The following is a 15,411-nucleotide window of genomic DNA, read 5'->3' on the forward strand; positions in this document are numbered from 1 at the left end:
ACCGTAGCAACCAGACCGTAAGGCCGTTCGCTGCGGTGACACCCCTCTAGGGCCACCTCACCACACCGTCAAACGCTTTTTACAGTTTCAGGTCACTTTCTGGAAAATCGACCTCGAAGCGCTCAGCGACGCTTGGCGGCGTCGTTTGCGTTAGCGAACGTGCAGCCGGGCAAGCGCTATGCCGGCGAGGTTCTGAGCCCGACCGATATGACGTATGCGCAGTCGGTCGAAAGCTCCCGCAAGCTCCAGGAACCTGATGCGGTGCGCGTCCAGGGTTGCCGACCGGCACCGCGCCGTCCCGCTCGCTTGCGAGACGACCAGCGTGGAATCGCCGAGGAGCGTGATATCGCGGTCACCATTGCGTGCCGCGATCTCCAGCGCATCGATGGCCGCGAGCCATTCGGCGTCGCTGTTGGTCCCGTTGCCCTGATCGTGTCGGTAGTGAGCAACGCCCTTCCGGACGACCGCGCATTCGATCGGTCCGGGGTTTGGCCGACATCCGCCGTCGAAGAACAGCTTGATCGACTGCGCATAGGCCATCAGCCCTTCGCCTGCGGATCCGTCGTCACCTTGGCGGATCCGATATGTTTCCGGTGGGCCAGCGCTGCGCCGATCGCAATCATCCCCAGACCCGCAACCGGCGAACCGCGACGGATCGACCGCAGTCCGCCGAGCGCCAGCAACGACGCGGGTAGACCTGCATGCACGCCGCTGAGGCGCGCGACGGTCAACACCCCTACTCCGTCCAGCTCTGCACGCCGGGCGACGGGCCGTGGCTCGACTTCGGACGCGACCGTGTCCGCGACGGTCGCGCCCCGCGTCCCCATCGGCGTAGCCTCACCGGTCGTGGTGTCGCTCGTCGTCTGGTGCTCCAGTTCCGAATTCAACTCCGCGCCAAGCAGGAACACGTACGCCGACAGCCATAGCCACGTGAGCAGCACGATGACCGCGCTAAGCGACCCGTAGGTTGCGCCGTAATTGCCGAAGCGCGAGACATAGACGCCGAACCCTATCGTCGCCCCTAGCCAGACCAGCGTCGCAGCCAGCGATCCGGGCGTCAGCCAAGCCCATTTCGCCTTGTGACGATTGGGGCCGAAGCGGTACAGGCATGCCGCCGCCGTGACACCCAAAGAGGCAAGCACGCCGTAGCTGACGAGGCGGATCGCCAGCAGCAGGATGTCCGGCGCACCGGGGATCAGGCTGTCGAGAAGCGCGAATGCCGCCGTTGACAGTGCGGCAACCAAGGCCAGCAGTACGGCGCCACCGGTGATCGCGAAGGCAATCAGGTTGAGGGCGATGAACCCCCGCGTTTCCTTCTCCTCATAGGCGATGTTGAGCGCGGTGACGATCGACGATGCGCCCTTCGTCCCGCCGTACAGCGCGATGCCGAGCGCGATGACGAGGCCGAATCCCTTCTTGCCTTCGGACGTGTTGACGACCGTCGCGAGCTGGTCGCCGATCACGCGGGCGGCGTCGTCGGGAAGGACGTTGAACAAACCGCGGATATTCGCGACCACCGTCGCGGTGTCGGCGACCAGACCGTAGATCAGCACGACCGACGCCAGCAAAGGGACGATCGCGGCGAACCCGTAAAAGGCGGTACCGGCCGCGATCAGGCCGATATTGTCGTCATTCCCCTCGGTCCAGATGCGCTTCAGGACCGTCCACCATTCGCGCGCCGACATCGACCACGGGCTGGCGGCCTGATGCTCGGATCGTATTTCGTTCGTGCTCAGCGTCTTGCCCCTTAGTCCCGGTATATTCCGGCCCAACGCCGCGCAGACGCAAACGTGCCCTCAAAGTTGGCGCAACGCCTGCGACGGCCGCGCGCCGAGAATGGGCCATGCGCCGATCAACCCGATCGCCATCGTCAATCCGGCACCGCCCAGCAACGTCGCCAATACCGTCCCGTAATCCGGCCCCCATTCGAAACTGAAGAGCTGCGTCACGACATACCACGCGCCACCCAGCCCGAGCAGCAACGCGAGCGCCGACAGCACGATGCTGAGGAACGCGTATTCGAGCGCCTGCACCGCGAGCACCTGACCCCGTGTTGCGCCGAGCGTACGGAGGATCACGCCGTCATAGGTGCGTGCCTCTCGGGCCGCGGCGATCGCGCCGATCAGCACGGCGATCCCGGCAAGGATCGCCACCGAAGCGGCCGCAGTGATTGCGGTCGCCATCTGCGAGACGATATCGCGGACCTGGCCGAGCACGCCGCGAACCTCGATCACCGATACGGATGGGAAGCGTGGCAGCAACGCTCGCATGACGGGCGCTTCCTGCCCCGGTGCGAGCTCGATCGTCGCCGCGAGATTATGCGGTGCGTCCTCGATCGCATTGGGCGAGAACACCATCACGAAGTTGAAGCCGAGCGTATCCCAGCTGATCCGGCGGAACGATGCGATATGCGCGGTCCGCTCAACGCCTAGCAACGTGTAGGTCAGCGGATCGCCGATCTTGAGCGCGAGCACCTTGGCCAGTCGCTCGTCGATCGAGACGAGCGGCGGACCGCTATAGTCACGTGGCCACCACCGACCGGCGGTCAGTTCGCTCCCCTCGGGCAAGGCCGCGGCATAGGTGAGCCCGCGCTCGCCGCGCAACGCCCATGCGCCGTCGGGCAGCGTCTTGAGATCGGCGACGCGTGTCGTGCCGTAGCCAGTGATCGTGCCACGCATCGCGGGGACCGTGCGGATCACCGGCCGACTCGTCACGCCTTCGATCGTCCGCCGGAACTCCGCCTCGCGGTCGGGCGGAACGTCCAGCGCGAACAGCGCCGGCGCACGCTTGGGTACGGTCAATGCGATGTTCGCGTCGATGCTCGTGCGAATACCGGCGAGTAGCACGAACAGAGTCAGGCCGAGACCGAGCGCAACGACGAGCGTGCCGGTTCGCGCGCCCGGCCGGTGGAGTCCGGCGATGGCGAGGCGGAGCAACGGTTTGCGCGAGCGGGGAAGCGCTGCGGCGATCCGGCGGACGGCCCAGCCGAACGCTGCCAATACCAGCAACACCCCGGCTACTGCCGCAAGGAAGCCGGCGCTGAGACCGGGTTGGTCCGCAGTCGACAGCGCGAGTGCGACGATCGCGGCGCCGGCGCCAAGGACCCATGGCAACGTCCGGCGCAACGGCACGGACCGATTGCCGAAGACACCGCGCAGCAAGCCCGCCGCGGGAATGCTTCCCGCCTCGATCAGGGGTGGCGCGGTGAAAGCCAGCGCGATCAGCATGCCGTAGGCGGCGGCGAGCGCGAGCGGCGCGTATTGGAGGGAGAACTGCGGCGCGACGGGAAGCACATCGCCCGCGAGCCAGACGATCAGCGGCACCGTCGCCGCACCCGCGACCAGCCCGAGGCCAATCCCCATCGCCGCGACGACCGCAACTTCGAGGAGGTAGATCTTCGCGATCAGGCCGGATGTCGCGCCGAGAACCTTCAATGCCGCGATGCTGCTGCGCCGGGCGGCAAGATAGGAGGAGACACCGTTGCCGACGCCGATCCCGGCGATGACGAGCGCGGACAGCCCGACCAGCAACAGGAACTGGCCCATGCGATCGACGAAGCGTTCGGCACCGGGGGCGGCACGGTCGCGCGTCTTGGTTTCCCAACCGCCGGCCGGGAACGCCGCCTTGAACCGATCGACCGCGGTAGTGGGCGACGCGTTCGGCGACAGGCGAACGCGGTACTTGCTTTCGTACAGGCTGCCGGGCTGGACCAGGCCGGTCCGCGCTATACCCGCCATCGACACGATCGCGACGGGGCCGAGCGTGAAGCCTTCGCCGAGCCGATCGGGTTCGTTCGCGATCACGCCGGCGATGGTAAAGTCGGCGATCCCGAGCCGAACGCGCGCGCCGCGGCCGACCCCGAGCCTCTGCGCCAAGGCCGGGACGATCCAGATCGCCTTGGGATCGTCGACCTTCGCGGCCGATCCGCCCTGTACGGCCAGCGTGCCGTAGAGCGGATAGACCGCATCGACGCCTTTCAGCTGGACCGGTACGCTGTTGGTCCCGCGGATCGCGGTCGCCTGCATCCGGACGGTCTCGGACACCGTGCCGAGCCGCGCCATCGCGGCGCGCTCGTCTGGGGCTGCTGCGCGCTGCGACGTGCCGAACTCGACGTCGCCGCCGAGGATCGCGCCGCCGCGTGCCGCAAGCTCACCGTCGATCGACTGCGTCAGGCTGCCGATCGCGGCCAAGGCGCCGACGCCCAGGAACAGGCACGCGAGCAACAGCCGCAGCCCGCGAAAACGAAGATCGAGTTCGCGACGGGCAAGGCGCCACGCCAGCCGCCATTCGCTCACCGCAAGCGGTCCGCGGCGATGCGGCCATCGGCGAGTTCGACGATGCGATCGCAGCGGGCGGCGAGTACCGGATCGTGGGTGATGATGATCAGTGTGGCGCCGGTCGCGGCGCGGCGGTCGAAGAGGAGGTCCATGACCGAGGCCCCGGTCGCCGCGTCGAGGTTGCCGGTCGGTTCGTCGCCGAAGACGAGCGCGGGCCGCGGGCCAAGTGCGCGGGCGATCGCCACGCGCTGTTGCTCGCCGCCGGAAAGCTGCGTGGGGTAATGGCCAATCCGGTGCGACAGGCCGACTGCCGCGAGCTCCACTTCCGCGCGCTCAAACGCGTCGGGCATTCCGGCCAGCTCCATCGGTACCGCAACATTCTCGAGCGCGGTCATCGTCGGGAGCAGGTGGAAGGCCTGAAGGACGATCCCGATGCGTCCACGCCGCGCACGCGCAAGGGCGTCTTCGTCGAGCTTGCCGAAATCGAGGCCCGCCACCTGCACCCGGCCGCTGCTCGCACGCTCAAGTCCGGAGAGCACCGCCATCAGCGACGACTTTCCCGACCCCGATGGCCCGAGCAGCGCGACGCTGGTGCCCTGCGCGATGTCGAGATCGATGCCCTTGAGGATCGTCGTCGCGGCCGTCGAGGCGCCGAGTGTCAGCGTGACATCGCGCGCCGAGATCACCATATCGGCGGAAGCAGGTTCGAACATGGAGACCAATATCTTGGAGAAACAGATGCGACGCTGGCCTCTTTATGGGGGCGGACTGGCGCTTCTCCAAGCGGGGTTGCTGGCCGGCTGCGATCGGACACCCGAAGTTCCTGCCCCGCCGCCTGCGACGAACGTGGTCGCACCGGTTGTTGCGACCCCAGCCCCGCAGGGTCCCGAGCGCCTCATCCTCGCCTTCGGGGACAGCCTGTATGCCGGCTACGGCCTCGACCGCGGTCAAAGCCTGCCCGATGTCTTGCAGAACCGGTTGCGCAAGGACGGGATCAACGCAACGATCGTCAATGCCGGCGTCTCCGGCGATACCAGTGCAGCGGGACGGCAGCGGTTCGCGTTCGCGCTCGACAACATGAAGCGCAAACCCGACCTGATCCTTCTGGGGCTCGGCGGCAACGATGTTCTTCGCCAGATTTCACCGGCCGAGACGCGCGCCAACATGACGGCGATGATGGACGAGGCGAAGCGTCGCGGCATCCCGGTGATGCTGACCGGGATGATGGCGCCGCCCAATCTGGGTCCGGAGTATTCATCGCAATTCAATGGCATATGGACCGACTTGGCCAAGACCTATCAAGCGACGCTGTACCCGTTCATCCTGGATGGCGTCATCGGTAACGCCGCACTGATGCAGGCGGATCACGTTCATCCCAACCGGACCGGAGTCGACCGGATCACCGCCCGCGTTGCGCCACTGGTGGAAAGCGCGTTAGGACGGTCGCAATGACGGCACTACATCGTCGTCGATAGACTTACGGAGGATCGCGCGATCCACGACGCGCGGTACGATTAATTGGCGGCGGGACGGCAATAGCCGCGCGCAAGGAAAAGGGTAAAGCATGCAATTGAGCGGTTTGATCGCACGACTGGGGCGGCATCTCGATCTCACGGACGCCGAACGCGAGGCGATCCTGCACGCCGAACGCGGCGAGCGGCGCTTGCGTGCGGGTGACGTGCTGGTCGCGGAAGGTGGCGAAAGCCATGCGCTGTATGTCGTGCGACAGGGTTGGCTGCACTCGTCGACCAAGCTGGTCACCGGCGGGCGCCAGATCCTGCGCTTCCACTATGCGGGCGACCTGATCGGCACGTCGAGCATGGCGTGGTCGCAGGCGGCGGCGACGCTGACCGCGATCTCGGACTGCATCGTGATCGATTTGCCGAAGACCGAACTCGGGCTGCTCTTCCGCGCGCAACCCCGGATCGCCGGGCTGCTCTATGCGATCGCCGCGGCGGAGAACGTCGCGATGAGCGACCGGCTGACGACGATCGGACGGATGGGGGCGAGCGAACGGCTTTCCACGCTGTTGCTCGACATCATGGCGCGGCTGCGCGTGACGGCGGGCGGGATCGTCGATTCCTTCGACCTGCCGCTGACGCAGACCGATATCGGAGACGCACTCGGGCTGACCAAGGTGCATGTGAATCGGACCATCCGGGCGCTGGAAAAGGCGGGCGTGATCGAGCGGAACGGGCGGCGGGTCCGGATCGTCGACGAAGCGGCGCTGGTCGAGGCGACCGGGTTTACCGACCGCTACGGCGAGATCGAAACCGCGTGGTTGCCGCCCGCGGTTTGAGGGCTATCTGATCCTCCCCCGCCAGGGGCAGGTGGCTGGCTGTTGCCAGACGGAGGGGGAGGTAAGCGAAACGCCTGTTGCGCTTACCTCCCCCTCCGTCACCTTCGGCGACACCTCCCCCTGGCGGGGGAGGATTTTAGGGTCAGCTACGATCTACGACGAACAGCGTGACGCGGTCATACTTGATGTCGCCAGGGTTGAAGATCGCGTCGGGTACGAACGGACGATCGGTCACCGCGATATCCTTCAGCCCGGCGAGCTTGAACGTCCCGAGCTTGATCTCCTTGGGCGGCTGGCCATCGCGCTCGAGCGTCACCGCATCGACGAACACATCGTCATGCTTGGTGTACAGGATGTGCGGCGCAAGCGTGCAAACCATCCGGTTGTAGGTCGCGGTGATGCACTTGCGCAGCGCGATCGCCTGGAGGAGCAGCGCGTTCGCGTTGTTCGGCGCGGAGGTGTCTGGGGTCGAAGTCATGTTGTGCATCGCAGCATAAGTTTGAGGATCGGTGCCGTTAGGCCGAACGCGACCTTACCCACAAGGGTTAAGTTTTCGCAGCCGCCGCTTTGTCTGATCGTTTACCCGCCCGGCTGGTCGTCGGCAAAGACTTCGTCGGTATGCACGTCGAACCTCACCAACTGCGCCCGACCGAACGTCGTCGTCAGCGCGGTGTCGGTCGCATCGCGCCCTCGCGCCATCAGGATGCGGCCGATCCGCGGCCGGTTGTGGCGTGCGTCGAAGGTGTGCCACGTCCCGCCCAGATACACGTCGAACCATGCCGAGAAATCCATCGGCGCGTCGACCGGCGGGATGCCGATATCGCCGAGATACCCGGTGCAATAGCGCGCCGGGATGTTCATGCATCGGCACAGCGTGATCGCCAGGTGCGCAAAGTCGCGGCATACGCCCTGGCGCTCCTGATGCACGTCCCACGCGGTCTTCGTCGGGCGGGCATAGTGATAGCCGAACTCGACATGATCATGGACGAAGTCGACGATCGCCTGAACCCGTTGCCAGCCGGCCGGGACATGCCCGAACAGCGACCAAGCGGTCTCGGTCAGCCGGTCGGTCTCGCAATAGCGGCTGCCGAGCAGGTAGATCAGGACATCATCGGGCAGATCCTCAACTGCGTGCTGGACGGCGTCCCGCGTGATCGGATCGGGCTCGCCGCTGTCTTCGATCGTAAAGTCGCACGACAGCGTCAGGCCGCCCTTGGGCACGGTGACGCGCGTGCAGACGTTCCCGAACGCGTCGAGATAGTCGTAGGTCGGCACGTCGGGGGTCGCGACGATCCGGTGCGGCGTCACGAGATCCTTGTTGCGGGACGGGTGCAGGCTCAGCATCGCCATCATCGGCGTCGCGACCTCGGTCTCGAAAACTATGTCGTAGCCAGTCCGGATCAGCATGGAAGAGCCCCTTTTCACGCCTGTTTTAAAGTTTGTGCCAAGTGTTGCCCCGCCGTGTCGACATCATCGAGCGTGATGTCGACCGACACAGTCATGTCGAGAAAGCTGCCGGGAAAGCCGCTCCAGGTGCCGGAGATCGGCACGGCCTGGTAGATATCGCGCGCAACCGCGACACGGACGAGCCCGCGGTTGCCGACGATGCCATTGGTCGGATCGAACTCGACCCAGCCCGATCCCGGCAGGTACACGCGGACCCAGGCATGCGTGTTGCCGCCGCCGGTCCGCTGCTCGCGCGCGCTGGGGTTGTAGACATAGCCAGAGATGAACCGCGCCGCGAAGCCGAGCGCGCGGACCGCCTCGATCATCAGCACCGCGTAATCGCGACACGTCCCCTTGCGCGTCGCGAGCGTCTCGATCGGCGACTGCGTGCCCTTTTCCGGTCGCGGGACATAGGTGAACTCGCGCCGGATCGTCGCGGTCATGTCCGACAGCATCGCCAGCGTATCGGTCGGCCCGTCGGTCCGCACGAAGCGCCGTGCCCAGCTGTCGATCTGGCGCAGCGGATCGTGATGCTGGCGCTCGATCGAACGAAGCAGGTCGGGCATTTCTTCCGACGAATAGGTGAACGGATAGAGCCGCGCATAGCGTTCGATATCGACGTTCTGGAGCTGGGCCGGCGTATGGAGCAGTTGCACGCGACTATCGAAGACAAGCTCCTTGGCACGCTTGTCGAACGTCGCGATCGCGACCGAATTGCCGAATACATCCTGCAGCCAGCGAACGTCGCACGGCTCGGGACTGATCGTCAGTTGCGCATCGATTAGATGCTGGTCGAAGCTCTCGCGCGGGCGGACCATGATCCGATGCTCGCCAAACGCTACCGGATGGCGGTAGGAGTATCGGGTTACATGAGAGAGAGTTAGAGATGGCATCGAGGATCCGTGTCGCATGAAGACCGCTATCAGCCAATCGCTGCTTGGGACCGAAGATGCCGCACCGGTCACATTGGTCAACCCCGAAGGTGCGTCATCGTTCCTGCTGATCGGCGATCATGCGGGGAAAGCCGTGCCGGCCGCATTGGGCTCGCTGGGGTTGAGCGATGCCGAACTGTCGCGGCACATCGGTTGGGACATTGGCATCGCCGAGCTTGGCCAGATGTTGGCCGAGCGGCTCGACGCGGTCTTCCTCCGCCAGACCTATTCGAGGCTGGTGATCGACTGCAACCGGAGCGCACAGCAGCCCGATGCGATCGCCGCCGTCAGCGACGGGACCATGGTGCCCGGCAACCAGGCGCTGTCGGACGCCGACGTCGCGGCGCGGTTCGCCGAGATCCACGAGCCTTATCAGGCGGCGATCGCGGCCGAACTTGCGCGCCGCGATGCGCTGGGGATCACGACGACATTCGTCGCGCTGCACAGCTTCACGCCGTCGATGCGCGGCGTCGACCGGCTCTGGCAGATCGGCATCCTGCATGACGGCGGCGATACCGGATTTGCGCACGCTCTGCTCGACGTCCTGCGCGAGGAGGCCGACCTGACCGTCGGGGACAACGAACCTTACCGCATGGACCAGATCGACTACACCATTCCGCGCCATGCCTACCCTGCCCGCCGCTATGCTGAAATCGAGATCCGGCAGGATTTGCTTGGCTCGACGCAAGGGTGCGCGGCGTGGGCGGATCGGCTGGCATGGCTGCTGCCGGTGGCCGCGGCACGCACCCGGGGAGCTTGAACAGCGCCCGAACCGGGATCGGTTTTCAGATTGGCGCGTTAGGCCGCAGGCCTTGGATTATGAGGTCGCGTCCTCCGACCCCTGAGATACGATGCAGCGACCGACGGCCCCGACTACCGATACCCCTATTTCGTCGCATGCGAGCGAGGACCGATACCGCGCCTTGGTCGACGCGATCGACGCCGGTTTCTGCATCATAGACATGCTGTACGATGGCGAACGTCCCGTCGACTACCGCTTCGTCGAGGTCAATTCGCGGTTTGAAAGCCAGACCGGGCTGGTCGATCCGGTCGGCCGCACCGCGAGCGAACTCGTCCCCGACCTCGAAGCCTATTGGTTCGAGACCTATGGCCGCGTGGCGACCACCGGCGAGCCCGCCCGCTTCGATCACGGATCGGAATCGATGGGGCGATGGTTCGACGTCCACGCCTTCCGCGTTAGCGATCCCGAAGCCCGACAGGTCGCGGTGCTCTTCACCGACGTCTCCGAACGCCGCAACATCCTCACCGCGGCGCAAGCCAGCGAGGAACGGCTCGGTCAGGCACTTGCCGCCGGCAACGGCATCGGCACCTGGGACTGGGATGTGCCGAACGACCGCATAACGGCCGATGCGCGGTTCTCGACGTTGTACGGCGTTTCCCCCGAGCTTGGACGCGCCGGTGCGCCGATCGAGCGTTTCTTCGGCAGTATCCACACGGACGACGTGCCGGCGACGCAGGCCGCGATCGACGCGGCATTGCGAACCGGCGGCGACTTCGAAGCGGAATACCGCCTAGTCCAGCCTGACGGTGCGATCCGGTGGGTCACTGCGCAAGGTCGTTGCCGGCTCGCCCCAGATGGCACGCCGCTCCGCTTCCCCGGCATCAGCTTCGACATCACCGAGCGCAAGCAGGCCGAACTGCGACAGCGTGCGCTACTGGAGTTGAGCGACGCGGTACGCGACCTGACCGATCCCGACGAGATCGCCTATGCCGCCTCCGGGATCCTGGGCCGCGCCTTGCAGGTCAGCCGAGTAGGCTATGGCATCATCGACAAGGTGAACGAGACGATCACGGTCGAGCGCGACTGGAACGCCGACGGCGTCACGACGCTCGCCGGCACGCTGCACTTTCGAGCGTACGGGACGTATATCGAGGACCTCAAGGCCGGGCGAACGGTGGCGATCGCCGATGTCGACAAGGACGACCGTACGCGCGACACCGCCGATGTCTTGAAGGCGATCGACGCGTGGTCGTTCGTCAACATGCCGCTGGTCGAGCAAGATGACTTCGTCGCGTTGCTCTACGCCAACCACGGCGTCGCGCGGGTGTGGAGCGACGGCGACCTGATGCTCATGCGCGAAGTCGCCGAGCGAGTCCGTGCCGCTACCGAACGGTTGCGCGCGGAAACCGCGCGGCGTGAAAGCGAGGAACAGTTCCGGGTCTTCGCCGAAGCCGTGCCGAACCAAATCTGGGCGGCTAGGCCCGACGGGCACCTCTATTGGTTCAACCGCCAGGTCTATGACTATAACGGACTTGAACCCGGTGCCCTCGATGGTATCGGCACCTGGAGAGACCGCGTCCACCCCGACGATTACCCAGCTGCTTCAGAAGCTTGGCGGCATTCCCTCGCAACCGGTGAGCGGTACAGCGTCGAGTATAGGGCGCGGAGCAAGGATGGCGACTATCGCTGGTTCCTGGTCCGTGCAGATGCGGTCCGCGCACCCGACGGCACGATCCTTCGCTGGGTCGGGACCAACACCGACATCGACGACAGCCGCCGTCAGACGGCCGAACTCGCGCGCTGGAACGAGACGCTGGAGGACCAAGTCGCGACCCGGACGCGTGAACTCATGGTCGCCGAGGAAGCGCTACGGCAGAGCCAGAAGATGGAAGCCGTCGGCCAGCTTACCGGCGGGATCGCGCATGATTTCAACAATTTGCTGACCGGTATTACCGGCAGCTTGGAACTACTTGGAATCCGGATCGCGCAAGGCCGACTGAACGACGTCGAGCGCTATTCGCTGGCTGCGCAGGGTGCCGCGAAACGTGCGGCGGCGCTGACACACCGGTTACTCGCCTTCTCGCGGAGACAGACGCTCGATCCCAAGCCGACGGACGTCAATCGACTGGTCGGGGGGATCGAGGACATGGTCCGGCGCACGGTCGGTCCCGAAGTCGAGGTCGAGGTCGTCGCCTCGGTCGGGTTGTGGGCGACCTTGGTCGATCCCCACCAGTTGGAAAACGCGCTGCTCAACCTGTGCATCAACGCGCGCGATGCGATGCCGGGTGGCGGGCGACTGACGATCGAGACCGCCAATCGCTGGATCGACGCGAGGACGGCGCGCGAACGCGAACTCGATGCCGGACAATATGTGTCGCTATGTGTGTCCGATACCGGCACGGGCATGACCCCGGAGGTGATCGCCAAGGCGTTCGATCCATTCTTCACCACCAAGCCGCTCGGGCTCGGCACCGGGCTCGGCCTGTCGATGATCTACGGCTTTGCGCGCCAGTCCGGCGGGCATGTCCGGATCTATTCCGAGGTGGGTGAAGGCACCAACGTCTGCATCTACCTCCCCCGGCATTTTGGTGAAGCCGAGGATACCGAGACCGTCGCCGAACACACCGAAGCGCCGCGGGCGAACGCCGGCGAGACTGTGCTGGTAGTCGATGACGAACCAACCGTCCGGATGCTGGTGATGGAGGTACTCGAGGAGCTCGGCTACGCGGCGGTCGAAGCGGCGGACGGCGCATCCGGGCTGAAACTGCTGCAATCCGACATTCGCATCGACCTGCTGGTCACCGACGTCGGCCTTCCCGGCGGGATGAATGGCCGGCAGATGGCGGACGCGGCGCGCGTCGGTCGCCCCGATCTGAAAATCCTCTTCATCACCGGCTATGCGGAGAACGCGGTCGTCGGCAACGGCCATCTCGATCCCGGCATGCACGTCATGACCAAGCCGTTCGCGATGGAAGCCTTGGCCACGCGCATCAAGGATTTGATTGCCGCGGGATAATGGGGCGGGGTGTAGAGTCGGATCCTCCCCCACCCCGTCATCCTGACGAAAGTCAGGATCCAGAGCGACGGACGCCGCCAATCGTGGCGCTGGATCCTGACTTTCGTCATGATGACTGCGGATGTTTTGATCCCCTGGAAAACATCAAACCATGTTGCATCGCGGTAACAGTCGCGGCGCTATTCACATTCATGGCAATATTGTCACTTGATATGATGTATCATCAAATCTACCCGCAATGTCGTACAGGGACGACACAAGGGAATTTCATGAAGACGATGCTGTTCGGCGCCACCGCCCTGGCTGCGCTCCTCTCCTCGCAGGCGCATGCGCAAACCGTCGCCACGGACGCCGCGACCCCAGCTGCTACCCCGGCTCCCGCGTCGGTCGGATCGACCAACCAGCGCGACATCATCGTCACCGCGCCGATCCAGACCAGCGAGCGCGACGTTCTTCAAGGCACGACCGTCCTGACCGGCCAGGAACTCACGCGCCAGTTGCGGCCGTCGATCGGCGAGACTCTCGCGCGCCAGCCTGGTGTGTCGGCATCGTCGTTCGGCCCGAGCGCATCGCGTCCTATCCTCCGCGGCTTTCAGGGCGACCGTATCCGCGTGCTGACTGACGGAATCGGCTCGATCGACGTCTCGAACACCTCGGTCGACCACGCCGTCATCATCGACCCGCTGCTCGCCGAGCGCATCGAGATCCTTCGCGGTCCAAGCGCCCTGTTGTACGGCACGTCGGCAGTCGGCGGGGTGGTCAACGTCATCGACACGCGCATCCCGCGGTCGGTGCCCGAGAACGGCTACCGCGTGAACGGGATCGCCAATTATGGCTCGGCCGCCAACGAGCGCTCCGGCGGCATGGCCGGCGACGTCGCAGTCGGCCAGCACCTCGTGCTCCACGCGGACGGCTCGTATCTGAAGTCCGGCGACCTGCGCACCGGCGGCTACATCCTGTCGCGCGACGCGCGCGCGCAGGCGCAGGCCACCGCCGCCCTCCCCGTCGATCCCAACGAAGCCGACCCGATCGATTATGCCGCTTCCGCTCGCCTGAAGGGCAAGCTGCCCAACACGCAGGCGGAAACCTGGACCGCTGGCGCCGGCGCGTCGATCATCACCGACAACGGCAATCTCGGCATCTCGTACAGCCATTACGACAGCCTCTACGGCGTGCCGATCCGCTACGCCACGCAGCCCGGCCAGGAGCAGGAAGCACCGCGCCTCGACGTCGTCCAGAACCGCGTCGACCTACGCGGCGAGATCGATACCGGCGGCGACTTCATCAGCAAGATCCGCGTCCGCGCCGGCCAAGCCAGCTATCGGCATTTCGAGCTCGAAGAGGACAACTCGGTCGGCACAGCCTTCTACAACAAGGGGCTCGAAGGTCGCCTCGAAGTCGTCCAGGCGAACCGCGGCGGCTGGCAGGGCGCATCGGGCGTGCAGTTCTACAACCGCATCTTCAACGTGGTCGGCGACGAAGCCTTCCTGCCGAAGAACGAGACCAACCAGACCGGCCTCTTCACGCTCCAGCAGTACGAGTCCGGCAAGTTCCACGCCGAGGGCGGCGTCCGCTACGAGATCACCGATCTCGCCGCGCGCACGCCCGAGGACGACTTTCGCTTCTTCCGTGGCAGCCAGAGCTATCATTCGGTCTCGGGTTCGCTCGGCGCCTCCTACGCGCTGACCGACAGCATCCGCATCGGCCTGAACGGCTCGCGCACTGAGCGCGCGCCGTCTGCGGAGGAACTGTTCGCCAACGGCGCGCATGCCGGCACGCAGGCCTACGAACTCGGCAATCCGAACTTCCGGTTGGAGAAGTCGTGGGGTTTGGAGGGCACGCTGCACGCACATGGCGACGGCTTCAGCTTCGACGCCTCGGCCTATTACAACTGGTTCTCGAACTACATCTCGGAGAATCAGGTCGCGTCAACGGTATGCCAGGCGGCGGCCGATCCCTCGGGCCGCACCGTCGACCTGCCCTGCTTCCAGTATCAGCAGGCCGATGCGCGCTATTACGGGTTCGAGGCGGATGCGTCGGTGAAGGTCGCGCAGATCGGCGGCTATGCGGTCAACGCCGACGTGCTGGGCGATTACGTCCACGCCAACATCGTCGACCAAGGCCCCGTCCCGCGCATTCCGCCGATGCGCGTGCTCGGCGGGATCGAGGCGCAGGGCGACCGGATCAACGGCCGGGTCGAGGTCGAGCACGTGTTCGACCAGAACCGCATCGCCGCGTTCGAGACGAAGACCAATGAATACACGATGGTCAACGCCTCGATCGGCCTCAGCCCGTTCGGCAAGGATTCGAAGACTACGTTGCTGCTGAGCGCGAACAACCTGTTCGACGTGAACGCGCGCCGCGCGACGAGTTTCCTGAAGGACTTCGCGCCGCTCGCGGGCCGAGACTTCCGCGCGACGCTGCGCTTCGGGCTGTAACCCCTACCGGTCGTTCCCGCATCGAAGCGGGAACGACCGGGAACGGATCACTTCCCGATCAGGACGTCGCTGGCCTTGATCAGGACGGTCACGGTATCGCCGGTCGCGAGTGCGAGGTCGGCGATCGCTTCTTCAGTGATGTTGGCGGTGACGACGTTGCCGCCGCCGATGTCGACCTTGATCGAACCGTTGACCGCGCCCGGCGTGATCGAGACGATGGTGCCGGAAATCTGATTGCGTGCGCTGATCTTCATCGTTCTG

The 15,411-nt window shown here is 65.5% G+C and carries 13 protein-coding genes; 5 read left to right on the forward strand and 8 right to left on the reverse strand.

Features of this window, described 5'->3' with window-relative positions:
- Window positions 1–150: 150 nt before the first annotated feature.
- From C8J25_RS14455 to C8J25_RS14470, 4 genes are all read right to left on the reverse strand, one after another.
- Window positions 151–540 carry a reverse transcriptase-like protein gene (locus tag C8J25_RS14455; protein WP_107955066.1) on the reverse strand — a complete coding sequence of 130 codons (390 nt, stop codon included), beginning with the start codon at window positions 538–540 and terminating at the stop codon, window positions 151–153.
- Window positions 540–1,685, reverse strand: a complete 1,146-nt coding sequence (locus C8J25_RS14460) for a YihY/virulence factor BrkB family protein (RefSeq protein ID WP_107955068.1) — start codon at window positions 1,683–1,685, stop codon at window positions 540–542. Before C8J25_RS14460 ends, C8J25_RS14455 begins: the two co-directional genes overlap by 1 nt.
- A 111-nt stretch (window positions 1,686–1,796) precedes the next feature.
- Entirely contained in the window at window positions 1,797–4,295 is a 2,499-nt protein-coding gene (locus tag C8J25_RS14465) for an ABC transporter permease (RefSeq protein ID WP_107955071.1), read from the reverse strand.
- Complete coding sequence (locus tag C8J25_RS14470) at window positions 4,292–4,990, reverse strand: ABC transporter ATP-binding protein (RefSeq protein WP_244187128.1); 699 nt, start codon at window positions 4,988–4,990, stop codon at window positions 4,292–4,294. The genes C8J25_RS14465 and C8J25_RS14470 overlap by 4 nt, the downstream gene beginning before the upstream one ends.
- A 25-nt stretch (window positions 4,991–5,015) precedes the next feature.
- On the opposite strand from C8J25_RS14470, the gene C8J25_RS14475 reads away from it, so the two are divergent.
- Window positions 5,016–5,729 carry an arylesterase gene (locus tag C8J25_RS14475; RefSeq protein ID WP_107955341.1) on the forward strand — a complete coding sequence of 238 codons (714 nt, stop codon included), beginning with the start codon at window positions 5,016–5,018 and terminating at the stop codon, window positions 5,727–5,729.
- Window positions 5,730–5,847: 118 nt separating this feature from the next.
- Window positions 5,848–6,576, forward strand: coding sequence for a Crp/Fnr family transcriptional regulator (locus C8J25_RS14480; protein WP_167397724.1), 729 nt, complete (start codon window positions 5,848–5,850; stop codon window positions 6,574–6,576).
- Window positions 6,577–6,718: 142 nt separating this feature from the next.
- Here C8J25_RS14480 and C8J25_RS14485 read toward each other — a convergent pair whose 3' ends face one another.
- The 3 genes from C8J25_RS14485 to C8J25_RS14495 all read right to left on the reverse strand — a co-directional run bounded on the left by C8J25_RS14485 (window position 6,719) and on the right by C8J25_RS14495 (window position 8,933).
- A complete protein-coding gene (locus C8J25_RS14485) occupies window positions 6,719–7,054 on the reverse strand; it encodes a WYL domain-containing protein (protein ID WP_107955342.1) in 336 nt (111 codons plus the stop codon).
- A 101-nt stretch (window positions 7,055–7,155) separates the two neighbouring features.
- A complete protein-coding gene (locus C8J25_RS14490) occupies window positions 7,156–7,983 on the reverse strand; it encodes a transglutaminase-like domain-containing protein (protein ID WP_107955073.1) in 828 nt (275 codons plus the stop codon).
- A 14-nt stretch (window positions 7,984–7,997) separates the two neighbouring features.
- Window positions 7,998–8,933 carry a transglutaminase family protein gene (locus C8J25_RS14495; RefSeq protein ID WP_341871539.1) on the reverse strand — a complete coding sequence of 312 codons (936 nt, stop codon included), beginning with the start codon at window positions 8,931–8,933 and terminating at the stop codon, window positions 7,998–8,000.
- Here C8J25_RS14495 and C8J25_RS14500 point away from each other — a divergent pair.
- The 3 genes from C8J25_RS14500 to C8J25_RS14510 all read left to right on the forward strand — a co-directional run bounded on the left by C8J25_RS14500 (window position 8,932) and on the right by C8J25_RS14510 (window position 15,150).
- Window positions 8,932–9,714 carry an N-formylglutamate amidohydrolase gene (locus tag C8J25_RS14500; protein WP_107955075.1) on the forward strand — a complete coding sequence of 261 codons (783 nt, stop codon included), beginning with the start codon at window positions 8,932–8,934 and terminating at the stop codon, window positions 9,712–9,714. The genes C8J25_RS14495 and C8J25_RS14500 overlap by 2 nt on opposite strands.
- A 91-nt stretch (window positions 9,715–9,805) precedes the next feature.
- Window positions 9,806–12,712 carry a PAS domain-containing protein gene (locus tag C8J25_RS14505; protein WP_107955076.1) on the forward strand — a complete coding sequence of 969 codons (2,907 nt, stop codon included), beginning with the start codon at window positions 9,806–9,808 and terminating at the stop codon, window positions 12,710–12,712.
- Between the two features lie 269 nt (window positions 12,713–12,981).
- Complete coding sequence (locus C8J25_RS14510; protein ID WP_107955078.1) at window positions 12,982–15,150, forward strand: TonB-dependent receptor; 2,169 nt, start codon at window positions 12,982–12,984, stop codon at window positions 15,148–15,150.
- 47 nt (window positions 15,151–15,197) lie between these two features.
- On the opposite strand, the gene C8J25_RS14515 is transcribed toward C8J25_RS14510, so the two are convergent.
- Window positions 15,198–15,404 (reverse strand): TOBE domain-containing protein, encoded by a 207-nt coding sequence (locus C8J25_RS14515; protein ID WP_056063255.1) that lies wholly within the window; start codon window positions 15,402–15,404, stop codon window positions 15,198–15,200.
- Between the last annotated feature and the right edge of the window lie 7 nt (window positions 15,405–15,411).

This window comes from Sphingomonas faeni, assembly GCF_003053745.1.
GTDB lineage: Bacteria > Pseudomonadota > Alphaproteobacteria > Sphingomonadales > Sphingomonadaceae > Sphingomonas > Sphingomonas faeni.